Origin of the sequence: Saccharospirillum sp. MSK14-1 (assembly GCF_003054965.1) — a bacterium.
GTDB lineage: Bacteria > Pseudomonadota > Gammaproteobacteria > Pseudomonadales > Natronospirillaceae > Saccharospirillum.
On the sequence record NZ_MIES01000008.1, the window covers coordinates 1 to 22,657 of the forward strand.

The 22,657-nt window shown below is 46.4% G+C and carries 27 protein-coding genes; 1 reads left to right on the forward strand and 26 read right to left on the reverse strand.

All coding sequences use genetic code 11. The features are described from left to right. From BGP77_RS02555 to BGP77_RS02650, 20 genes are all read right to left on the reverse strand, one after another. Nucleotides 1–306: hypothetical protein (locus BGP77_RS02555; RefSeq protein ID WP_146171167.1), on the reverse strand; the 306-nt coding region annotated here is incomplete at its 3' end. Nucleotides 307–308: 2 nt separating this feature from the next. After that, on the reverse strand, nucleotides 309–2,291 hold the full coding sequence (locus BGP77_RS02560; protein WP_108163181.1) for a hypothetical protein: 1,983 nt from the start codon (nucleotides 2,289–2,291) through the stop codon (nucleotides 309–311). 8 nt (nucleotides 2,292–2,299) lie between these two features. Then, entirely contained in the window at nucleotides 2,300–2,680 is a 381-nt protein-coding gene (locus tag BGP77_RS02565; RefSeq protein ID WP_108163182.1) for a hypothetical protein, read from the reverse strand. Beyond that, complete coding sequence (locus BGP77_RS02570; RefSeq protein ID WP_108163183.1) at nucleotides 2,677–6,174, reverse strand: tape measure protein; 3,498 nt, start codon at nucleotides 6,172–6,174, stop codon at nucleotides 2,677–2,679. Before BGP77_RS02570 ends, BGP77_RS02565 begins: the two co-directional genes overlap by 4 nt. Nucleotides 6,175–6,228: 54 nt before the next feature. After that, on the reverse strand, nucleotides 6,229–6,969 hold the full coding sequence (locus tag BGP77_RS02575; protein WP_108163184.1) for a hypothetical protein: 741 nt from the start codon (nucleotides 6,967–6,969) through the stop codon (nucleotides 6,229–6,231). 13 nt (nucleotides 6,970–6,982) lie between these two features. Next, a complete protein-coding gene (locus tag BGP77_RS02580) occupies nucleotides 6,983–7,384 on the reverse strand; it encodes a hypothetical protein (RefSeq protein ID WP_108163185.1) in 402 nt (133 codons plus the stop codon). Continuing rightward, a complete protein-coding gene (locus tag BGP77_RS02585) occupies nucleotides 7,381–7,950 on the reverse strand; it encodes a hypothetical protein (protein WP_108163186.1) in 570 nt (189 codons plus the stop codon). Before BGP77_RS02585 ends, BGP77_RS02580 begins: the two co-directional genes overlap by 4 nt. Nucleotides 7,951–8,479: 529 nt before the next feature. Next, nucleotides 8,480–8,818, reverse strand: coding sequence for a head-tail connector protein (locus BGP77_RS02590; RefSeq protein ID WP_108163187.1), 339 nt, complete (start codon nucleotides 8,816–8,818; stop codon nucleotides 8,480–8,482). Beyond that, nucleotides 8,818–9,051 carry a hypothetical protein gene (locus tag BGP77_RS02595; RefSeq protein ID WP_108163188.1) on the reverse strand — a complete coding sequence of 78 codons (234 nt, stop codon included), beginning with the start codon at nucleotides 9,049–9,051 and terminating at the stop codon, nucleotides 8,818–8,820. The genes BGP77_RS02590 and BGP77_RS02595 overlap by 1 nt, the downstream gene beginning before the upstream one ends. Nucleotides 9,052–9,663: 612 nt before the next feature. After that, nucleotides 9,664–10,944: a phage major capsid protein gene (locus tag BGP77_RS02600; RefSeq protein ID WP_199224178.1), complete on the reverse strand. Its 1,281-nt coding sequence runs from the start codon at nucleotides 10,942–10,944 to the stop codon at nucleotides 9,664–9,666. A 29-nt stretch (nucleotides 10,945–10,973) separates the two neighbouring features. Continuing rightward, nucleotides 10,974–11,705 (reverse strand): head maturation protease, ClpP-related, encoded by a 732-nt coding sequence (locus tag BGP77_RS02605; RefSeq protein ID WP_199224179.1) that lies wholly within the window; start codon nucleotides 11,703–11,705, stop codon nucleotides 10,974–10,976. Beyond that, nucleotides 11,698–12,948: a phage portal protein gene (locus BGP77_RS02610; RefSeq protein ID WP_108163191.1), complete on the reverse strand. Its 1,251-nt coding sequence runs from the start codon at nucleotides 12,946–12,948 to the stop codon at nucleotides 11,698–11,700. The genes BGP77_RS02605 and BGP77_RS02610 overlap by 8 nt, the downstream gene beginning before the upstream one ends. Next, complete coding sequence (locus BGP77_RS02615) at nucleotides 12,948–14,648, reverse strand: terminase large subunit (RefSeq protein WP_108163192.1); 1,701 nt, start codon at nucleotides 14,646–14,648, stop codon at nucleotides 12,948–12,950. Before BGP77_RS02615 ends, BGP77_RS02610 begins: the two co-directional genes overlap by 1 nt. Then, complete coding sequence (locus BGP77_RS02620; RefSeq protein WP_108163193.1) at nucleotides 14,649–15,110, reverse strand: phage terminase small subunit P27 family; 462 nt, start codon at nucleotides 15,108–15,110, stop codon at nucleotides 14,649–14,651. Between the two features lie 76 nt (nucleotides 15,111–15,186). Then, nucleotides 15,187–15,567, reverse strand: a complete 381-nt coding sequence (locus BGP77_RS18350; protein ID WP_108163194.1) for an HNH endonuclease signature motif containing protein — start codon at nucleotides 15,565–15,567, stop codon at nucleotides 15,187–15,189. An 8-nt stretch (nucleotides 15,568–15,575) separates the two neighbouring features. After that, nucleotides 15,576–16,127, reverse strand: coding sequence for a 3TM-type holin (locus BGP77_RS02630; RefSeq protein ID WP_108163195.1), 552 nt, complete (start codon nucleotides 16,125–16,127; stop codon nucleotides 15,576–15,578). Continuing rightward, a complete protein-coding gene (locus BGP77_RS02635; RefSeq protein ID WP_108163196.1) occupies nucleotides 16,124–16,573 on the reverse strand; it encodes an N-acetylmuramoyl-L-alanine amidase in 450 nt (149 codons plus the stop codon). The genes BGP77_RS02630 and BGP77_RS02635 overlap by 4 nt, the downstream gene beginning before the upstream one ends. Further along, nucleotides 16,570–16,848 carry a hypothetical protein gene (locus tag BGP77_RS18175; RefSeq protein WP_233252281.1) on the reverse strand — a complete coding sequence of 93 codons (279 nt, stop codon included), beginning with the start codon at nucleotides 16,846–16,848 and terminating at the stop codon, nucleotides 16,570–16,572. The genes BGP77_RS02635 and BGP77_RS18175 overlap by 4 nt, the downstream gene beginning before the upstream one ends. 259 nt (nucleotides 16,849–17,107) lie before the next feature. After that, nucleotides 17,108–17,521, reverse strand: coding sequence for a hypothetical protein (locus BGP77_RS02645; RefSeq protein WP_108163197.1), 414 nt, complete (start codon nucleotides 17,519–17,521; stop codon nucleotides 17,108–17,110). 94 nt (nucleotides 17,522–17,615) lie between these two features. Next, entirely contained in the window at nucleotides 17,616–18,551 is a 936-nt protein-coding gene (locus BGP77_RS02650) for a putative phage abortive infection protein (protein ID WP_108163198.1), read from the reverse strand. Between the two features lie 589 nt (nucleotides 18,552–19,140). Between BGP77_RS02650 and BGP77_RS02655 the strand changes: the two genes are divergently transcribed. Beyond that, the gene (locus BGP77_RS02655) at nucleotides 19,141–19,623 is read left to right on the forward strand and encodes a lecithin retinol acyltransferase family protein (protein WP_108163199.1); all 483 of its coding nucleotides are present in this window, start codon (nucleotides 19,141–19,143) and stop codon (nucleotides 19,621–19,623) included. A 22-nt stretch (nucleotides 19,624–19,645) separates the two neighbouring features. Here the strand turns inward: BGP77_RS02655 and BGP77_RS17880 are convergent, their stop codons facing one another. From BGP77_RS17880 to BGP77_RS02680, 6 genes are read right to left on the reverse strand one after another with little or no spacing between them, the layout of a single operon-like run. Then, on the reverse strand, nucleotides 19,646–20,029 hold the full coding sequence (locus tag BGP77_RS17880; RefSeq protein WP_146171168.1) for an antiterminator Q family protein: 384 nt from the start codon (nucleotides 20,027–20,029) through the stop codon (nucleotides 19,646–19,648). A 3-nt stretch (nucleotides 20,030–20,032) separates the two neighbouring features. After that, nucleotides 20,033–20,410 carry a hypothetical protein gene (locus BGP77_RS02660; RefSeq protein ID WP_146171169.1) on the reverse strand — a complete coding sequence of 126 codons (378 nt, stop codon included), beginning with the start codon at nucleotides 20,408–20,410 and terminating at the stop codon, nucleotides 20,033–20,035. After that, entirely contained in the window at nucleotides 20,411–20,887 is a 477-nt protein-coding gene (locus tag BGP77_RS02665; protein WP_108163201.1) for a hypothetical protein, read from the reverse strand. 1 nt (nucleotide 20,888) lies between these two features. After that, nucleotides 20,889–21,149 carry a hypothetical protein gene (locus BGP77_RS02670; RefSeq protein WP_108163202.1) on the reverse strand — a complete coding sequence of 87 codons (261 nt, stop codon included), beginning with the start codon at nucleotides 21,147–21,149 and terminating at the stop codon, nucleotides 20,889–20,891. Between the two features lie 13 nt (nucleotides 21,150–21,162). Next, entirely contained in the window at nucleotides 21,163–22,221 is a 1,059-nt protein-coding gene (locus BGP77_RS02675) for a hypothetical protein (protein WP_108163203.1), read from the reverse strand. After that, complete coding sequence (locus tag BGP77_RS02680) at nucleotides 22,218–22,616, reverse strand: hypothetical protein (RefSeq protein ID WP_108163204.1); 399 nt, start codon at nucleotides 22,614–22,616, stop codon at nucleotides 22,218–22,220. Before BGP77_RS02680 ends, BGP77_RS02675 begins: the two co-directional genes overlap by 4 nt. Nucleotides 22,617–22,657 lie beyond the last annotated feature (41 nt).

Sequence of the window (22,657 nt, forward strand, 5' to 3'; positions counted from 1 at the left end):
GCCGATCGTGGTACCGACGCCGGTTTCGGTGCTGAACGTTCGCACGATGTGGCCAGCACTGTCGTCAAACCAATACTCGCCGCTGGCATCTAAAATCACGGAACCCGGGACGACGGGTTCATTTTCCGTTAGGTTGAATTTCCATTTGTACGATGTGCGCGTGATTGTTTCAGTCTCGGCGACTGGCGTTTCGGAATCATAAACATATCTGACGACGATATCCTGTGCGGCGATTTCTTCGGTCGTCGTAGTCGTTAGCACGATGGTTTGATTCTCGGTGTTGTAGCTGTTGTTCATTGTCGACATGTTTAGACTTCCCACCGTTCTTTGGTTTTTTTCTTATCGCTTAAAATGGCGGTACCGGTAATTGATGCCGCCCCGGTTGCATAGTTAATGGTTCCCACGGCTTCCATGGTGGTTAGGTCAAAACATAGGTTGCCGTCGCCGTCATCGAAAAACTGCAAAGAGGTTTCCTTGTATTCGACGAGATCGGACTCAAACAGGCGCTTTGCTTTCCGCTTGAATCGGGTCTTTAGCGTGAAGTTGACCGTGCCGGGCTTGATGCCTGCGGGTAGTGCAAAGGTGACGTTAGCGCGGTTGGTATTGGCTGCGATCGCTATAGTCGATGATTGTTTTTGCGCTGGCGGGTTGTAGGTGTAGGTAATATTCCAGTCGGTGCCGCTGTCCGGGTTTGCGTTGTCTATTCTGACCTGTCCCATTTCATACGCTACGCCCCCGGCGGAATCGCCTATCAATGCCCCGGCGCCATTATCGGTCGCGGTTTTTGTCACGCTGCCTTGTGTCCAGGTAACGGCTATTGTTCCCGGCGTAATGTCCTTTTGTTTTAGGTTGAGAACGGTCGGCGTGTTACCGACGAATGACTCGGCTTCCCCGGCGTCGAAGTCGTCGACGTCTGTCCAGCGATAAAAAACCACGCTGTTTGCGTCGGGCTGTGCGTTTAGGGTGACGGCGACGGAACCGGTTTCGTAATTGATCTGGCCCGATCCGGTACCGAGTAAATTGCCGGTGCCGTCATCGTGAATCGTGTACCACTTGTTTAAATACTGGTAACTCAATTGGAACGATCGCCGGGCCGGTTTTGCTTCTAACTGCAATACGTAGGTGAAATTCCGGTTATTGTCGCTGATATGAATCGACCCGGTGTGTGGTATGTACGTTCGCACGGCTGCCGGCGTGTAGGTGATTGTTTGATTGCTTGATTTGTAGCTGTTTTCTAATAGCTGAATGACGCCGTTAACGTAGTCGATCTGTACCTGCTCGAAGGCGATCACTGAGGCGTCGGCGCGTTCTAGTCGCTCGTTTTTGTCTTTAAATTCGTGACCGCTACTCGTTAGCGTAATTGATCCGGGCAAGATGCCAGTCGGAAAATACAAAACATTATTTGTCGTATTGAATTTGAGTGATATTGGTGTGCCGGTTGGGATAAATGTATCGATTAAACCGGCTGGCTTTTGATCAATAAGCGCGGTTTCGCTCGATGCTGTCGGAATGATGGGCGAAAACGTTTCTTTGACGTTAATGCTGGTCGCTCCGGCGGCGATCGCTTCGGTTAACTGTGAAGTGCCGTAATACTTCGACGATACGCTCGGGTTGGTGTCGTGAACAAAAGTTAGCTGCGTTTTCCAAGGATGCGGGTCAATGTTCGGGTAGTCGCGTTCTAATTCGGTCGACAATTCGATGATCCATTGACGAACCGGAAACGTTTTAACGCCGATGTTTTGCCCGATGGTTTGGGTATAGGTAAAAACTTCGTTTGTTTCGGTGACGTCGGTCACTTTCACAAACTGGCGTGTTGTTATGTCTTCGCCGATTTGCAGCATGTAGGTTTCACCACTGGCGGGGGCGCTAACGGATCCATTACCGGAAAAGCAGATAATCGATTGCTGCCCTTTGTTCTGGTTACCACGCAACTTGATACCGGTTCGCGCTCCGGCCATGGTGAATGCTTCGACTCGCTGGCGGCTGTTCTTTCGTTCGTCGTAAAAATCCTCTGTTGTGAATAACAGACCGCTAACGTTTGGGTCTTTGGGCTGTGCCGAAATGATGGCGTGAGCGTCGAGGTATAAATCGGCGGTGGCGGTGTCGATTTTTAAAAACGCCTTTCTCATGGATACGTTGCCATAGGTTCGGTTTATGCGGCTGGCGTCTTCGAATAGGTTGTTGATTTCACCGTCGATAACAGGAAGGCCGGTCATTGAACCGCCGCCGTCGTCGTTGTCGGTTAGTCTCTCGGGCTGCATCAATTTAACGTCGGTTTTAGTTATTGCCATGGGGGTTCCTACGGTTGAGCCGGCTCAATGGTTAGCAGACGAATAGTGGTTTCATATTGCCAATCGCTCGGAGCGTTGGTTGATGGGAATACGGGCCGGGCTTCAACGCCTGCGCCTTGGGATCGATTAAAAATGACGGCGTGAGTCGTGCCGTCGTCGAGAGTTAAGGCCATTTCTAGCGCCGGCTGTGCTTCTTTCAGCTTTAGGGCTTCTATGGCTGATTTCGGTAGCCAGGAATTAGTAAGGGTTATGGGTTGCCCGTATTGCTTCGCCCCTTCCTGCACGATTAGACCGCCGGTTAAGCTGCGCTCGCTTTCCTGCTGAACGGATGACCAAAGGTATTGGTCTGTCCATAAAAGGTTTGTAATGTCAATGTCGTCTAGTGTCATTCCGTCGTACTCAGTTGGGCTTCAGCTAAATAATCGAGCAGTGCTTCCACATCGCCCGGGTCACCGGTCAAACTCGCGGTTTGTCCATTGGGTAGGCGTAAATCCACTCGTTGACCTGGCGTTTCTTTTTGAGCCGGTTGCGGTGTTGAACTTGATGACTTTGCAGCATTGGTTTCTTCGATTTGTTTCTGGCGAGCAGCATCATCGTCTTTGCGCTGTTGTTCTTTTTCACGCTGTATCTGTTCAAGTACACGTAATGCTTCGGTGTAACTGGCGGCAGCTTCTGCATTGCCAGCGGCACGTGCCTGATCGATAGCCGCTTGCAGTTCGGCTTTCTTTTCCTGGTACTGGCGTTCTTCGATAGCGGCAGTGTTACCCTGAAGGCGGTCGAGTTCGTTCTGCAGATTACTGAGAGTATTGGCGGCGCTGTCATTCAGGCTTTCCATTTCCCGACGCGCATTGGCAATGCTTTGTTCCAGGTTTCTCAGGTCGGTATTGTCGAGAAGGTTGAATCGATTGGTTGCGGTTTCGGCGGCTCGAATGAGTTCGTTGCCGGTCAAGTCACCTGAGTTGATGGCGTCTTCGAGTTCGAGGTAGGCGAGTTTCTGCTGATTAAACGCAAGGACCGCTTCATTCTTGGCAATGCCGATTTGACTGACAAATTGGTTGAGACCCGTCGTATCCATACCTCGGGTCAGCATGTCCGTCTGGCCATTGATGATGGCTTGCTGAGCTTGTTGAATACCTTCCTTCAACTGATCAACATCGTTCAAAACCGGTTGAATCTCTAAGCCCATTTTGCCGGCAAAAATGTTCGCAGTTTGTTGGCTGAGTTGAGCGAGTTCTTCAGCCGTTGAACTTAAATACTCGCCGACCATACGTGCCAGTTCAGCAGCTTTGTTAGCGCTGGTTTCGAGGGCTTCCGATGTAGCGTCTGCCTGTATCTCTGTTTCTTTTAAACCGTCCGTCGCCGTGTTCGCTGCAGCATTAATTCGTTGTCCCGCTTCTTCACCTGAATCAGCGGTCTCACTCAATGCTTCCTTAACTTTTTCACCGGCTACCAGCCCTTCATCACCGGCACTTTTTAATTCTTCGTTCAGCTGCTTGATGGCCTCTGTGTCGTCGGTGCTGTTGAGGGCAGACTGATAGGCTTCGAGGATTTTCTCTGATGCAATGTCGGCTTCGGTACCGGTTTGTCGAATGACTTCAACCACTGCCTGAAAGTCTTTAACCGCTTGAGTGCCAGCCGCATCAATACCGGTTTCGAGTTCTTCGAAGCTCAGACCAAGTCGACCCAGCTCATCTTCTAGGCCCACTTTGATAATTGTACTTAGTGCCCTGGCTTTATCTTCAGCATTGCTGAACGTGGCATTGATGACGGTTTCCAATTCACGCAGTCGATTTATATCGAGATCACCAGTGATGTCTCCGAGCGCCTGCTTTAGATCATCGGACAATTCGGTTCCGGTCTGTTCGATATCCTTAAGTAGGGCGTTAAAGGTTCGCAAATCATCCATATTGGATAGGTTTAAACTGCTACCGACGGTCTTTAATGCATCGGCTGTACTCAATCCGCTGTCACGCAATTCGTGAAAATGATCAACGGCCTGTTGAGCTTCAACGCTGATTCCGTTACGCATAGCCTTGGCGACATACTCATTTGCATCTGTCAGTTCCTTCAGTGCCGATTTATGCCCGTTATAGAGTTCTATGGCGCGTTTAGTTTCTGTGCTGAGTTCGTCGCCAAGCTCTTTCTGAACATCAGCTTGTTTAACTTTGAGCGCCAGGTACTGCTGAATAGAGGTGAGTTTTTGTTCATAGGACGCTCGTTCTTCTGCACTCAGTTTTTTTAACTGTTCGGATGACAGATATTCCATGTCGCGGACAGTACCGAGGGCTTCAGCTTCCTGTCGATACGCTGCCGCTAGGTTGTAGCTAACATTGAGATATTCCGCTTTTGACTGGGCAAGTCGTTGTTCGGCAGCTTCTAGACCGACAATCTTTTCGGTTATCGCTTCAATGCCGTTGTAAGCTATTTTAAATCCGATTAAGGATAGGGTAATCGGAATCACGGAAGGGAGCCCACGCAATACCGTCCCCAGCTTTCTAATTTTTTGACCGCTGAGCTCTGCGTCCATTTGGGTTTGACGGAACCGTAGGCCGAGTTCACCTAGTTTGCCGGACATAGCTCCAATTCCACCCAACACTTTGCTGCTGACAAAAAGGCTTCCTAACAGCGCTAATTGATTTTTGAACTGAATCAGCAGTGATCCGGCAGTCTTAACGGATTCCCCAAAGGCAACCATTGTATTGCTAATCTGCTGTGCCCATTTACTGAGTGTACCGTCCCGTTTGAGTTCTTGAATTCGAGACAACAATCCGGATAAGGAATCTTTTACCGAATCGAGAATACCGGCTTCAGCAATTTCATTTAGGAATGAAGTCCACTCGTCTTTGAGGTTGCTGACGTAGCCGGACATGGTGCTCATGTTGGCGGCCGCGGCGCCCGAATTAGCATCCCCCATGGTTTGTAAAACCCGAGAAATGACATCCTGAGTCAGTTTACCTTCACTGGCCATTTTGGATATTTCAGCGGTCGACTTGCCCAACGTCTTGGCCAATAGTGATTGGATCGGAACAGTCTTTTCGATCAGCTGATTCATTTCTTCAGCTTGCAGTTTGCCTTTCGAAAACGCCTGACCGAATGCGAGGACAATACCCTGCAGGTTTTCATAGCTACCGCCGACAGCTTCGTTCTGGTCGACGATCGCCTGCAGTGAGCCATCCATTGGATCAAGCCCGAATGCTTTGAGCTTTGCGAATTGCTCGGTCACCTGTTCGAGTTGTAATGGTGTGTTAGAAGTGAATTCTTTAATCCAGTCCAGCGCGTCTGACGCTTTTTCGCTGCTGCCAGTTAAGGCGGTCAACTGTTTGTCGAGTTTTTCGAACTGGTCGCCAGTTCGCAAGACACTGGTCGCAATATTGCCGAGTTGACGAAGTCCGACAAAGGCGGCAACCAATCCTCCAACCCGTTTCGTTAAGCGCGTCAGGCTGGATTCAGTTTTAGCTGCAGAGATTTCTGTCTGGTTGCGGAGTGAAGAGATCTGTCGTTCTGTTTCCGCATAGGCCCGTGATAGTTCGGAGGCTGATAACTTCCCGGATTTCTTTAATGTTGCAAAGTGTTTTCGAACGGCTGTAATTTGGCGTTCAATTTCCTTATCGGGAATGAATTTTAACTTGTCACGCGCTCCAGCCTCTGCCTTTAATTTGTTGTAGCTTCGAACCAGGTCGCCCATCTCCTGATCGACATCGTCCAATGCAGTGACACTTTGTTCCGCCTGTCGGGCAAGCTCTTTAAACGCCTTAATATCCGGTGAGTTTTCGCCCATGTCCTTAAGCGTTTTATTAAACAGGGTATGGAACTGACGTATGTTTTTTGCACCCGCGGTGGCATCTAAACCGAGCTTTAATGAATAAAGACGTTCATCAGACATAGTGAGTTTTCTTCAGATAAAAGGGAAAAGAGTGGGGCGAAAGCCCCGAGCCAATTAGTTGGTGAAGGTCACCTTGGCGTATTTAGACTTACCAGCAGCTACGATCGATGTATCTGAGAGCAGATCGAATTCAAGCGGCAACTCGGCGAAGTCATCACCCAGCCAATCCATTCCTGAAGCCGGACTGAACTTAAGACGATGAATTACAATGTGGACGGCCTTGCCCGAGTTAGCTTCATTCAGGCCATCGAAATGCAATTCGTATTCTTTACCTGAATTGGTCAGCATTTCTACGACATCGGATCCAAGCGATGTGTAGGACAACTTCACTCCCTGATCATCGATACCGCCACCAGCGATTACAATGATGCCGCCGTTGCTCACTTCGTAGTCGGTGCCTACTGTTAATTCAGTGTCAGCTGAGTCTTTAACAGTAAGGGGTACTGATTTATCACAAGGAAATTCAAACGGAATGAATTCGCCACCGATACCCGCGCTGGTATGCAACTCATCGACAACGGACACATTCGCAACTTTTGAAATGTCCGCTCGTAAAGCCAGGGCAAGGTTGCGTGAGTTGATGGTGTTTGTAGTCAGATTACCAGTGGCACCGGTAATACGGGCTACAGAGTCCGCTACTCCACCACCGGGGTTTTGATGGTCGGGTAGGGTTTTCTTGTCTTCTTCAAACGCGAAATTTAATGCAGAGCAGTTACCTACCGGTAATAGTGGATCTGCGGTACCACGTTCACGAAGGTAGATTCGGCCGCTGCCAAGGTATGAAACAATATCCATAAGATTCTCCTGATTACTCTATGAAGGTGGCAGTCAGCTGGAATACAGCGCTGGACTGCGGTTGTTGCTCGATAAATAAATTGAAATTCACATCACTGGCACTGAGCCTTGCGTCTGCGAACCCCGGCTGTTGTTGGGCCAATCCGAGTGCGTTGAATGTTTCCCGAAGTAAAAGAGTTAAAGCGTCTTCAGCATCGATCTGGTCGATGATGATTTCGATTGACCAACTCCGGCTGTACTTAATTCTGGGAGTGCTGATCTGCTCAATACGTTCGTTTTTGGGCTCCATAATCAGCACCGGATACACTGGGTTGTTAATCCAATCCGACGGCTTACCGCTATATACACTAAGATTTGGAATTGACTTGAGAGTCGTGATTAATGACTGGCGAATTTGTATCGCGGGATTGTTCATCGCTGATTCATTGCCTCGCTTAATGTATCTTCGAAATGTGCGGTCAGTTTTAAATAGATCTGATCTTCAAGGTCTGAGTGCGTCTCAACAAAATCATGAAACAACATCGCCGGGCTATAACTCAGTGCCGGTTTAGCTGTAGTGAGCTGTTTGGATTTTGTACGTGTTCTAAGTCCATTGGCTGAGCTGCCTTCAGCTTTTTGGTTTACGAAACCAATGGCTGTTTTAGTCTTCTGAAAGCCGGTAACGTTTATCCTGCCACGCGTTGCGTTGGACCCAACTTGCTCAATGGATACCTGAGTAAATGAATTGGCATACAGGCGTTGACCAGACGGTCGGACGAAGGCATAAGGTTTATTCTGTTTGGCTCTTACAATCTTTGTCATTGATCGTACAAGCGCTTTTTTCGGCCCGAGTTTGGCGACTTCGTTTACGAATAAAGTACGCAACCAGGTTGCAGTCTTGTTTGCAGCTCTCGGTGCTGATTCTCGTATTTCAGAATCAAAAGCGTTGAGGTATTTGCCCAGTCTATTGAGTTGACTGGTGTCGATCGTAAAGCCGCTCATGACGCAACCAGTTGCCAACGCACACCGTCATCTATGCCAGGTGCAATCCCCTCGACTAGATATCGTTCACTGCCAATCTGTAGCTGATCTCCGGATTGCGGTTGTGCTCCAGAAAACTGACACTGAAGTACTTCTATTCGGTGGCGTGTTTCTGCAACTCGGCCAACTTCACCGATGTATTCAACATTACGTTCGACGAAAGCGATTATCGAAAATGGTGCACCAATTGATGGGGTGAATGTACTTGGTTGGCCTGAGTATTCGGAGCAGACAGATTCAAATGCGTGGCGGACTTTTTCGCTTGGCCCCGTCCAGCTGACACGGCAAAGACGGCCGTTGAATGAAACCCAAGAGTCAGGTTCAATCGGAGGTAGGTTGCGGTGGCGCAGTACCACCGGCTCCGACAACTCCAAGCCTTCCGGTAACGCTGATCTACCGGGTACAGACTGGATAACTTCAACCCAGTGGCTCCGTTGTGTGTCTTCTTTACTGGTAACGGTAACCAGATGATTTAGACGACCAGCTCGCATCAGACTTCACCGTACCAGCGATGAGGACCCCAAAGGTAGTCCAAAGTGCGGCTGAAAGAGGACACTATGGTACCCGTTACTTCGTATTCACGATTCGCATACAGACTTGCAGCAATCATTAAAATACCCGCTCGTATACCTTCGGTTGTGACCATGGCATTGACTGGCGCATCTGCGTCAGCATCCAGAGCAGTTTGATCCGAATAGAGTTTTCGATTGAGGTCAGCTTCTGCAGCATCAGTTGCCGCTTTCGCCAGTATCATCAAGAGATCATCTTCGACGATATGTTCTACCGGCAGGCGACACTGATGCTTTAGCTCGTCAAGAGTGATGAGCATCAGTCGGTATCCTGCTCCGATTTCGAATCGGTATTCGGTTCAGAAACTTTTTTCCCGCCGGCAATGGCTTTTTCATTGTCATCAACAATGCCTTGCTTCTTCAGTGACTGAGCAATGTCGGTTGGAAGAGCGTAGACAAACCCACATTTAAGTTTGTATGACGCGTTGTCGACGAGCGCCAGAACTGGAGTCGTTTCGGCGGTGTCTGTTTTTGGTTTGTTGTTTGCTGCCATGTTTTTTCTCCGTAGTTAAAACGAAAAAGCCCCGGTGAATGCCAGGGCTTTTGTTGTGTTTTCAGTATTCTGTAAATTGATAACTTATACGGACCTATCAGTAACATTTACTCTAAAAGAATAATTCGAATTTTAAATATTAAAAAAATGGTCATCAATGGTTGTGTTTCCAAATTTCAACTAACAAATTTGTAGTAACTTTAGTCTCATTAATACCTCATGATTTATCAATGATAAATCTGCCCCATTTAGGTGTTTAAAGATGCATATAATGCTTGCGTCTACTTTTATTGAGTATTAGATAATGAGAAATAGCACAGCGAGAAAAATGTTTCACACTACTAGCCCTATAACTAGTTCCGGTGAAAACTACTTAAAAGTGGTTCTAAGATTTGTTGTTAAAATTTTGAATTGTTATTTCACCAAAGACGAGAAATTAAGTTCTAATAGAAGATTTTTTAAATTTTTTTGCTTAATTAATTTATTTTTATTCTTAAACTTATTTTTTGAATATACCTATAAAACTGAAGCGGAAAAAATGCATGTTGATAAAACTTTATCTATATCATCATGCATGTTCGCAGAAACAAATGAGTTTTGTTTTAGTTTTAATTATGAGGCTGAATTCTGATAGTGCTTAACTGCACCACCGATATCCATGTGATTACCACCCGATCGCATGAAGGCCAGGAAACCAACCTGGCCATATTCCATGTAGGCGGAATCATCAAAGCGCAGCAATACCATTTGCATAACATCGCGGATGACATATTTTGAAAAATCACCGAACAGAATCGATTTGGCGCTTGGTGCCATTTCCGGCATATCCTGATTAATGGTGTATGGGTTGCCATCAATCAGGTCGGGTTCGCCAATGTCGTAGCCAGGCATCCAGATTGGTTTTGAGGTGCTCGGGTCTTTCAGTTTCTTCAGGGCCTTCAGCGTTTGGTCATGGAACATCCAGCCGGCTTTGCCGCCTTTGCGATAGGCCGGATCGACCGAGTGTTTCAGGTCAAGCAGGTCGTCTGTGGAGACCGTGGTGGTCTGACCAGAGGTGCCAATTTTTCCAGACAGTGATGCGGTAACAATTCCTTCGGGTTGCGCTGTGCCTGAGCCTACGGTGTAGTACTCATTGGTGGAGCGACCCAGTCGTTCAACAATCAGATTACGAATGAAGGCTTCCAGATCGATCACGCTGTCCTGCAGAAGTTCAATCGGTACGGTGATGACTTTTGAGCTGAACTTATAAGCGAACAACGACTTGGTACCAAATGTCGGATCTGATTTGGAAACCTTTTGACTTTCTGGAACCAGTTCACCTTTGTCCGAAGTTGAATCCGAGGTTGGGTAGGGCAGTTCGGTACCGCGCTCCGTCGGGATAACGGTGGCGACTTCGCGCATACCGCCATACTCTTTTAACGCAGTAAGGACGGTTTTGGCATAATCGTTGGGTGCCAGATAGCCACCTTCGGCACCGGTGCCGGTACCCAGAGCATTCTGAATCTCACGTCGACGCGTTGCGACAAATTGCAGCTGCTCCTGGTTCAGACCATTTCGTCCGCCGCGCAACCAGGCATCAAAGACATCTTTTTCCTGATGCTGTTTATATTCCGCTTCGTCGGTGCTGATTCCGTCACGCTCGGCACGATTCTTAATGTTTGATTTTTCAGATGCTTCTACGTCCATGACCTTTTGGAAACGTTCAATCTGCGCATCAATGTTGCTGATCTCCTGTTCCAGAGCAGAGTACTGACTTTGATGTTCGTCTTTCCATTCAGCGGTATTTTCTACCAGCTGACGCAATGTTTTTGCGTTTGCAGCGCGCTGTTCCCGCAGTTCTTGAATCGATTTCATGGGTTGTTCCTCATTTGATAGGCATAAAAAAACCGCCATTTGGCGGTTTGGTTTTTAGCGGGAACCCGCTAACTGGCGATTGCGTCGAGCATATCGATTCGGCGCAATAGTTTTTCTTTATGAGCTTTGATCTGCTGATCATTTTGGTGCTGTTTTTTGATTTCAGTCAGATTGGCCGGTGCGTTGGCGTAAGCCGATAAATCCCAATCGTTTTGATTCTCGGGGTCTTCTTCTTCTTCGAATACCCGATCGATAAATCCGTGCTCTTTGGCTTCGGCAGCAGTGAACCAGGTTTCACTGTCCATCCATTGTTTAATTTGCTGATTTTCAACACCGGTTTTACGTTGATAATCTTTGGCAATTGAATCGTCTACTTTGCTGAGCATGTCGGCCAGTTCGATAAAGTCATTGGCGTTGCCCATGCCCAACGTCCAGGCATTGTGGATCATGAAAAAGGCACCGTCGGCCATTTCAACTTCATTGGCTCCCAGTGCCACATAGGTTGCTGCAGATGCAGCCAGTCCATCGATGTGAGCGATGATTTTGGCTGAATGCTGTTTAAGAGCGACTTGCATTGCACGTGCTTCGAACACATCGCCACCGGGAGAGTTGATGCGCAGGTGAATCGTATCTGCTTCGATTTCGTTAAGTGTTTTTGCAAAGTCTTCGGCCGTTACGCCATACCATCCGCCGATCGCATCGTATAAATAGACGGTGCTGACGCCTTCGCTGTTATGAACACGTATACCGGCCCGAGTTTTTGTTCGGTTATCTGCAAACAGATTCTGCAGTTTATTCATGAGTTTTTGTCTGGGCATTTTTCTGGCTCCATTCGACTAATTTTTCACCGCCATCCACCGGCGGCAAGTTCTGCAATTTCCGAACTTCGTTGACTGTCATATAACCGGGACCAGCCGAACCGCCCAGAGCTTTGCCGTAGTATTCAGATTGCGCTTTTGAATCGCCGCGCATGAGGCCATCCACTGTGTACTCAGCGAAATAGGGTTCATTAGGGCCACCTCGACGAAACAGTTTTCGTTTGAGTTCCTTTTCGATGCCATCGAGATGTGGCTTCAACGTGTATTTCACGAATCCAATCCCCATGGATTCAACACCGGTCCCCCAACTGGAGGTCTTATCCGTTTCACCAATCATGAAAGGTGGGACACCAAATATTCGGGAAATATCGATTACCTGGAATTGACGTGATGCCAGAAGCTGAGCATCTTCCGCATTGATGGATAATTCTTTGACACTCAGCCCTTGAGGTAAAATTGCAGGCTTATGGCGTTGTTGGCCACTGTGTCGTTCAATCCATGAGGCTCGTAATTGGCGGATAGTATCGTCGGTCAGTTTCTGGTCGGCCATGATCGCGAAATCCGGACGCGCACCGTTTAGAAAAAACTGACTGCTGAAATCTGACGTTGCTAATGCCAGGCCGACAGCATCTCTTGCGGCTGACTTCAGCGGCGACAAGCTGCGTTCACCGTCAAACCCTAAACCGGAGAAGTGAAGAACGTCATCCTGGTGTAACCAAAACGGTTCACCTTCGTTCGGGAAGACCCAGTAAATCAGGTAACCATCACGCTTTTCTGTGACAACCGATCGTGGATCTAGAGGGATCAGTGCTTTGACCTGAGCCCCTTTGCGTTCAATGGCAGCAAAGCCATCGCCGTGCAGTAGTTTACTTTTAATGATGTATTGCCAGAATGATGTCGCAAGCCAGATCGGGTGGCTTTCAGTATTGAGTAACCAGGTGTATTCGTGATCGGTTTTCTCTCGGCCTTTTTCAGTGTTTTGATAAATGGGTAAAGGCAGTCCTGAGATCGCGCCACAAATCAGGCGAACACAAGCGTAGACTGCGCCAACACTCATGGCTGTTTTTTCGTTTACCGCTGCGCCGGCGGCCGATGTAATTCCGTTAGTGAGAACATCAAAAGCTTCAGCATCATTGAGTGACCAATTTTGAATGTTAGCCAACTCATGTTGAACATCTATGACCTGTTGTTCTAACTGTTTAGTGGTTCGATTGAAGGGCCACATCAGAGTAAAATTATCTCCGGTTGAGAGTCGGCTTCAGCACCGGCCATTATACGGCCAATGGCCATAATGAGGGCGACCGCGCCATCTATTTTGCTGTCAGTGTGTTCTTTTATCGGGCGCATAACGTCGTCATTTCCTGGAATGTATTTGGCGACCACATTCATGATTGAATCCGTCATCACCGGGTTACCATCGTGATGAAACCGACCACTGTTGATCGCTGCCTCGAGTTCTTTCATACCGTCACTCATGTTGGTGTAGTTCTGCGTAATGGTGACCGGCGTTAAACCTTCGTCGTCCAGGTGATGGGCGAGGTTAGTAGCGCCATGTGGATCTATAGGGCATTCGATGACCTGACCAATTTTGTTGGCCTCCATACAGGCCGTGAGTATTTCGCGAAAATCAATTTCGGCACCTTCGGTTGGATTCAGGTGGCCAGAGTTAACCCACTTCTGATATTTCTCAGCCAGTCGGCGATTGTCATTATCAAAAACAGTGTCTTCTGGTACCCAGAACTGGGGTGAAATACTGAAGTAATGTCGCTTTCCATCGACGTCTCGCCAGAACAATCTTGCCATGCTGTTGAGGTCGAGTTTACGCGCAAGGTCGAGACCTAATACGCAGTCATTGCCTTCAAACTCTTCCAGGTCGAGCGTATCGTCTTCGCAGCTTTTCCAGCGTTCCATGTTGAAGAAAGCGACCTTAGAGCTGACCCAGATGTTCAGATGTTTTGTTTTAAACGTATTAACAAAGCGAGGGTTGTTCTTCGCCCGTAGCTGTTGACTGATCAGGTAATCTTCCTGAACAGACACACCTAAGTTTGGGTTAGCCTTTCTTAATACCCCGGGATCAGTCCAGTCATCACCTTCATCGATGGTGTAGATAACGCCGAATATTTCATCGTTCGGTGTAGTGCCTTCGAGCATGTCGATGACTTCGCGACGTTTGTCGAAGCAGGGGCCATCAACGTTGTAGCCAGCGGTTGTAATGGTCCAAATCAATGGCTGACTGCGAGCTCCCATACCTGTGAGCATTGTCGTATATAGCGCATCATTCTGGTGTTCATGGTATTCATCGACAATGGCACAACTCGGGCTTTGACCGTCACCTGGATTTCCGATTAAAGGTTCAAATCTGGCGCCATCTTCAGGGCGGTTGAGATTCGATGCGTTAATCTGAATTCCAAAGTGAGCCTGCATATCCGGTGATCGTGAACACATCAGACGAGCGGGGCGAAATACCTCCCAGGCCTGCTTCTCTGTAGATGCGCCTGAATAAACTTCAGCGCCAAATTCACCGTCGGCAGCGAACGCAAAAACACCGACGCCAGCAGAGATTGCAGACTTTCCATTTTTCCGAGGGACCTCAGTGTAGACTTCCCGAAAGCGACGCTTTTTGGTTTTCTTAACGACCCATCCAAAGGCACATGAAATTATAAAAAGCTGCCAGGGTTCCAATGTAATGAGCATGCGTTTCTGTGCCCATTCGCCTTTGGTGTGCGGCAAGTATTGAATGAACTTGCAGGCTTTCTCCGCCTTAGTTCGATCAAAGCGGTAATTGTATTTCTTGTTTTTCTCCTGTGCGAGATCAGTTAAATGCCGTTGGCATGCCAGCTTGATAAACCTGCAGGTAACGATTCGACCGGCCACAACATCGCGAGCATATTTGTTCGCCTTGTTAACATTGTGGAACGCGGCCATTTAGTCGAATTCAGCCCAACGGTTTTGTCCGACAGATTTGTCTTTGCCTGCAATATTCTGACGGCTTGCCGGGTCCAGTCCTAGCTTTGAACCAAATACGTTCATCTGACGAGCCGCTTCATTTTGTACCATGGCTGATGGATTACGTGACGGCATTCCGGTGTTGAAGTTCATGATGGTCAGGCCGTTATCGTCGAGATCACTTTGTGCTTCCCAGTATCTGGAGAACGCTTTGCAATACAGCATCAGTACATCTTTGTCGGTTGTCTTCAGTACCCCGGCCTTATCCAGTGAACCGGCGAGTTCATTCCATTTACCAACGGCGACCGGGTCGTTTTCGATTTCTTCCGGAGGGCGGATATGCTTTAGCTGATCGAACTCGGGTTCATTTGCATTCATCCGATCTTTACGAGCAGTACCGCCGACCACCTTCAGAGCTGAGGGTTTTTTATGTCTGCCCATATGTGCCTAAATCTCCCAAAAACAAAAATGTGTTTTTTGACATTAAAAAAATTTGACTGCGGGGACCATCGAACGTTTAAAGGCTCTGAACTTTTGACCCGCCGCCGTTGCGTTCAGCGATGGTCTTGGCTTTGTGGCAAGGATTACAAAGCGATTGCAGGTTAGTTGGATGGTCGGTACCACCATTCGCTTTAGACGTGATGTGATCAACGTCAGTGGCTGCAGTGATGATTCCGTTTCGCATACATTCTTGGCATAGGTAGTCATCTCGAATCAATATTTCGATGCGTAATCGACGCCATTCTTTGCCGTAACCTTCTTTGTTTGCATTGGTGTGCTGGTGGCTTCGTCGCCAGCCTGTAGCCAACGCAATATGATCATCACAATAACCATGCTTGTTTCGATGCCGTGTAGTACAACCACGAGCTCGACACGGCTGTTGTGGTCTACGAGGCATTCGATGTTCTACCGTTTCAATAGGTTGAGAATGGAAGACGGTTGCTGGCCGGCAGCAACCTGTTTGTCTTGGCTGCGCTTAGATACATTGATGCCCAACACGGCCAGTGCAATGCCCCACATCGGGGTAAGTGCTGTCACAGCGTTGATGATATTGGCCGCATTATTTGGAGCAGCCACCATGGCGTAAGCGATTGCACTGGCTTGTACCACCCAAGTTAACGCAACGGCATAGCCAAACATTGGGCGCCAGCGTCGAACAAACGGGTCTGATGCAGCAGCCTCTGCGCGCATGGTTTGATTCACTTGAGATAAACGAGCAGTTTCCGCTTCAAGTTGTAGGCGCTGCATTTGTTCTGCGTGATTAGTTTCTACCTGGCGTAGTTTCAATACCGCATCGGGGTCAGATTCAATCGCATTAGCCACGGCATCAGGTGTTGCTTCAACACCTAATGCTGAAGCAATTAAACCACCGACCGCTCCACCAGCAGGGCCACCTAATAGAGAGCCTGCAACCGGTGCGACTTTACCCACTGTCTTTTTTAGAAAGCTCCAGTTCATTGGATGAAGTTCCTTGTGTTGCGGAGTTGTTGAGGCTTTTTTGCTGAAGTGGTCCACCAGCTTTGTACATCAAAGTTCGGACAGGTCTTTCGAGAATCTAATTGGTAGTGGCCAACGACTTGAGCGTTTGGATATATAAGGAGATATTCATTTACCAATTTTGTGAGTGAATAAAACTGCGCATCAGTAAATACATCACGACCAATTAAACAGATGCCAATGGAATCTGAATTATCTCCAATGCCATCACCGTCAAAGTCTTGAACATGAGCACCTTGCCAATAAGGCGGGCGACCGTGTTGAATTTCACCAGAGCGAGTGATGACTTCGTTGTATCCGATACCATCCCAGCCTTTTTCTTTATGCCATCGATGAATGTCTGCAGCGGAAACGTCACGCTCATTTGGAGAGTCGCTGCAATGGATAGCGATGAATTTAATATTCATTGGCCTTGGCTCTCAATGATGCGATCGAGCTTCGCGTTTATGTCGCGAAGGTCTTGCCGGATATCGGATCGATATGTATCAAACCGGCTGTTGGTATCGTTGATGGATTCAGACAAATATTGAATAGCCTGAGCATTGGAAGCAACACGCTGATCAACAGCCGAACCCCAGCTAAACGCTGAAACAGCAATGAGCAGAGTTGTTAGGATGTGACCCACGCTGACACTCTTATCAACATGCCAATGTCGTCGATCAGATGTTTCAGCTGTGTCCACGTTTCCTCCAGGCATAAAAAAGCCCGGCGGTTAGCCAGGCTTTTTGGAATCTTTGGGCACTTCGCCCACATTGGGGACTGGTATAACAGATTTGGTGCCGTGGTCAAATACTAGTCACAAAAGTATTTTTCGTTTTGCCAGTTCTATTCAATTACGAATGCGAAATAAAACGAAAAAGCTGGAATCCGATGATTATTAGTGAACCCGCAATTCCTATTAGTGACAAATATTTCGATATGATATTGAACAATTAAATCTCCTAGTTTAATTTTGCACGGCTTTTCGAGAGCCTATTTACCATATTTTGAATTTCAATTACACCGGTTTCATGTTGCTTGGCTAAATCTAACATGGCGCGGTGAACCATCCAGGCGGCAGACACGTCGTAGCCTAATGCTTCAACATCGGCTAAAACATATTCAACAGGGTTTTCGAATTTACTGTTAAAGAAATCAGATATTGAAACATCTTTCACCCAGCTGCCAGCAGCGGGGTAGTCACGCAATCGGTGGGTTTCAAACTGTGCTTTGATATCAGATTTTTGGATGTTGGCGGCTTCGAGTTCTCGGCGGGCTTTTGCTAACTCAAACTCCAGGTGATCGACTTGGTTGGATAGGGCTTTTTCTCGAGTCGTTTCTACTTTGGGCTTGAGCATTTGAAACAGGTCGAACATGGCTTACATCCTTACAGTTAACATGATGAATCAGTGTTCAACAAATAACCTAAAGAACCTGAACAGAACCTTAACAAAGAACTTCAAAAAGAGGCTAAATACATTTTTTCCGTTTTTGAAAGGCGTCTTCGAATTCCTTTAGATAGTGACTGTTTCCAAAAGCACATTTATGATAGTTCAGACTTGCTTCAAATATAGAGCCAATCAGTTCTCCGTTACCTCTAAATTTCAAATGCTCGAAAAATCTGAAATCGGTAAGTAAATTTCTATATTTAAAAAATAAATCATCTTCTGAGGTAGTAGAACAGCGTAATAACAAAACCTTTAGTGCGTCTTGAGATATAGAAGCTCGTACGATATTTGTATATCTTTTCATGTGGTTTTTGACATCCATTTCGTAGTCTTCTCTGATTCTATAAAGTTGCCAATCCCTTGGTAGGTTTTCATTAACAAATTTTAAAATCTGATATAAAAATATAAAGTATTGATCTTGACCTCTGTCAAACTGGTAGTTTAGTTTGTTTCTCAATACCTCAGTATCTATGACTTTAAGATAATCGATTTCATTCAATAATAGCGAAAATGAACTTCGCTCTCGCTGGTTGGTTAAAATATTGATTGATTCTTCAATTTTCTGCAGGTGACTTAACATCGAATAAAATGTATTTTCAAATTTTTGAATCTCTGTAAATTGAACTTGCTCTTTTAAAGCATTAGCTGATTCCTTTTGAGCTTCAGTAGATTTAACCAATTCAATTCTTGTTAATTGAATTTCTTGACGTTGGAAGTAGATTGTTACTAGTAATGCAATGAAGCTGAGAAATCCGAGAATTGGATTTAATGTGCCGCCAAAGAAATCTCCAAATTGTGCCCACTTTTCATGGTCCAATGTGATTTCTCCGGGGAAGCTATACCTATACTGGAGAACTATCAGTAGTATTGGTAGAGCTGAAAGAATACCAATTACCCATAGGAATAATTGAAGGTTGGGTAAATTTTTTCGATTTTTATTTCTTACTTTCATTTTCATGTAGTATTTAGTCGCTAAAAGATAGAGATTTAATTAACACTGAACTATTTAATATATATTAGCAATTTGAATTTCCATCTTCTAAGTGGTGCTGTACAACAGCCGGCAACATGTCTGCGAATTGAATTCTTTTAACTGCAGAGCTATCTTTCGGAGTCGTTCTTAGATGTAAAGGGGTATTAGCTGAAAGAGTATAAGTATTATTCATGATGGTTTTATTAGGGATCTTGGCAGGCTCAAATATGAACCTGCCTCCCTAGGTCATTCAAATAGAACAACCCCGCACTTCTCGTCTTGACTCGAGGAGTACTGGACCGTCAAGTAAGTGCATTTTGGTCTGCAAATATGCGTGAAACTAAAATAACACTAGATCCTTATAATTTAATTTAGCATTAATTAATGAAAATTTGAATCATCGGTGTTCGCAATTTAGGTAGGCATGGCAAAGAATAGTGTAAAAAGTAAGTCATGGACTAATAGTTTATTAGATGGATACCGAAGGTCTAAATACAGTATCCTTTTTCTTTTATTGTTCTAAAGTGGTGTTATACCTTATATGTTTGTTATAAATAATTAAGTAGGATTTAAAATGTACCCAGCAGGAACGACTCTCAGAATCGATTTAGGAGCTTTTTCTCATTACGGTATCGCGGATGGAAATGGCGCCGTCATACATAATTCCAAAAAGAGACTCAAAATAACGCGCGAATCATACGATGAGTTTTCTGGTGGAAGAGAAATACTCAGTAGCAACATTACTGGATCTAAACCTGAAACAGCTGTTTTGATGGCGGAAAGATATATTGGTATGCCTTACGATTTGTTTGCTTCGAATTGTGAGCATTTTGTTCGATTAGTTCATGGTTTGGAAAAAGAAAGCGTTCAGATTCAGAAATATCTGCTGGTTCTTTTGGGTGCTGGAATTGCCGCAACTAGCGATAACAATGCCTTAAAAGCAGCTGGTGGTGCCTTATCCATTGCTACACTTCTAACCCCGAGTGAGAAAAGTCCATATAAAAATGCGGCAGTTTTTTCTCTAATTACTGCGGGTCTTGTCGTTTTAGCAGGGTAATTTAATTTAAATGTTTTGCCATTTACATCCGAATTGCTACCCAGACGGCAGTCTGTGCTTTGTCTAGTTTCGTACGATATGTTCGTTCACTGATTCCCAATTGTTTGTGGGTGCGAGTGCAGTCATTTCCACTGTCTTCATAGTGGGCGTGACCATATTTTGGGTGGGCTCGGTATTCGGCTCTTATAACATCTGCGGCTGTTTGATCAATCTTGGCCAGTGCTGATATCGCTCGTTCAATTTCCATTTCTCGGTCGTCACTGACCACCGGCGTCCGATCGCTTTTAATAGATTCAGAGAAGCCTGGTGCAACGGGTGAATAGTTGAGTCCGGCAATGGAATAGCAGCCGATCGCCCAACGAGCCCATTCTTCCAAACGATTTTCCAGATAGTCATTCTTCTTCAAGTTTCAGTCCCCATAGCCACCTTGACCAAATTTCGCACGTTCTCGAGTAAGTTCTTTGGGGTACACGGCTTCCTGCAATTCAGATGCGATTTGCTGATCGATTAATGGTTGGAGCTTGTTTATACGATTGCTGAGGATTTCGACCTTCTGGCTGAGCTGGTTAATTATCTGGTCTTTCGCCTGTAGGTACTTAATTGCAATGCGTAGTGCGTCATGATCGTTAAACATCAGGTCATATTCTGTTTCGGCATCGGGATTAATCAACTGCAGTCCACCACACATCGAGCACAGTAAGGGCGCTCGCTGTGGTTCAAGGCCGGTGGCTTTACAGTGACCACAGGGTGCAGTGTTCAGATAACCTGTTGGAGTCGATAGCTTCATTCAGACGACCGGTTTAATTCGAGCTTTGCGAGTTAGCTGGCGAATATAGAGATTCCCAAAAAATGCCGCGCTGCGAGTGTCTTTGTTGCTTTCACCTGTCCAACCCAGCATCGTCTGTAACGCCCGTTTGCCTTGTTCGGCATCCATTGTTCCCCAATTATCTGGAGTGGGTTTAATTGGCGTGTATGCTTTCTTGTGCCAGGTCATAAACGTCATGATATGCCTAGCGGTTGCTTTAACCAGGCCGACGCTTTGAGCCATCTTCAGCGTTACCGATTGACTGGGGTGTTTGTTGCGGGCGTAAATGAATTTGTTTGCCTCCACATTTTCAATAACATAATGGGCGTCTGTTACCTGTATATAGTCCACCAGCGTTGGTAGATTCATCATCGTTAGCTCAGTTAACTTTCCATTGGTGAAAACAGCCACGCCACTGGCATCGGTACCGGGATCAATTGCCACGATCCGTTCATTCATATCAATACTCCATCAGGTCGTATTGAAACTCTTTTTCGATCTGGTTAATTTCCTTCTGCAGATCCAGGCTTCGACGTTTGGCATTGAATTCGATGGCTGCCTTACTGTTTGCTTTTTTGGTTTTCTCACAAGAAGCGCATTCGTCATTCTTTGACATCCGGATCTTTGATCCACATTCAGGGCAGCCTATGTCAGCGACATATTCGCCAATACTTAAACAGCCTGTTTTGTTGAAATTCGGGTTGATTTTGGGTTGCTTCATAGTCGTAAAGTCCTTACCAGTCCGTGCTCATCACATCACGAAGTTTTGCTCTGATGCGTTCACGGTTCGTTTGAGGATTGAGGTCTGTCACAGATAAGCATTCATTGCGTAGGGCTTCGTGTTGAGCGGCCAGGTCCGGATCTTCATCCTCCCAGCGTCGTCTACTGAGCCAGGCTTCCGGATAAATAGGGCATTGGCCCGTCTGGACCTTTAGATCACGTTGAGCTCTTTCAATGGCCGCACCGACGATGATCTGTAGAAATAACTCCCGATTGAGTTCAGCTGCAAACAGTTTGCCTTTCGGCGTCCAGGATATGTTTAACCAGGCATCCGCGGCCCTGGCACGGTCTTTCTTGTAGTTGAAGGTTTCCCAGAATTCATCGAAGTTTAATAGGTTTTCACCATGGAGCTTTCGACCTTTGGCAGTTATGTATTCCTTGGGGTAGGGATTGTTGGTTTCTTGAATCGAAGTTTGATCAATATCGGATTCAAATTTTGAGTTTCGCGTTTCCGGCTCGTCAGAGTCGGTTGCGCAAAGTGTTTTAGATTCATCTTGGTAATTAGTATTACTGGTATAATCATCTGTCGGAAATTTTTCCGAGGTAGGGTCGGATATTTTTCCGACGTCCAATGAATTATTTTCCGCGTTCGGGATATTTATCCCGTCGTTGGATTTATCTCCATTACTCGGATTATTTTCCGTAGGTCGGATATTTTTCCGTGTTGTGGATTTTCCTTCAGTCGCCGGAAGTTTTGATCGATTCCATTCCTGACCTTTTTCCGTCAGCCGAACAAGCGTTCTCTTACCCAAGCTGGTGACTTCAATTAAGTCTTTCTTTTCGAGGGATTTCAGATGACGCCAGGCCGTATCAGGTTTGTCTGTTGCGATAGGCAGTTCACTGCAAATCTTGGATTTACTAAGGTGGTACCAAACACCGCCGTCGAGCGAGACCGTATTAGCCCAGCTCATAGCGTCATAGACCACCGCAAATATTGCGGCCTGTGGAAGATTCAATTCCCATTCAAAAGCCTTCACCTGATTGATAACGAGCGTATAAAGCATGTTACTCATAGCGAGCCTTTTCTAAGCAATACCGTGGTTTTAATGCGGACAATCATTTTCAGGCTAGTGCGATCCATTACCTCATCGATATCAATGAGCCCTTTGAGTTTTAAAACGAGAAGATGTTGAAGGCCGGTGTGCGGGCTGCCTGCCACCAGCGGAGAAAAGTCCGCAATTGCCTGACCATCGATATACCACCAGCAATTGCCCTTAAACTCAGTGCTGGCTACTGACTTGTATTTTATAAGCTGGTGGACGACTGAAAGGGCAGAGGCCTGCTGTAGTGTTAGCCCCATTCTGTAGGCTTTTACAACATCAACCCGGATAAATTCGCGTGTGTTAGCTGGTGGGTTAAAGCTGGGATGGTCTACTGGCAAGGTTTCTATTCGTTGTTCAGATCGCATGGAATACTCCTTGAATTGCCACTACTGGTTGTCTGTACAAA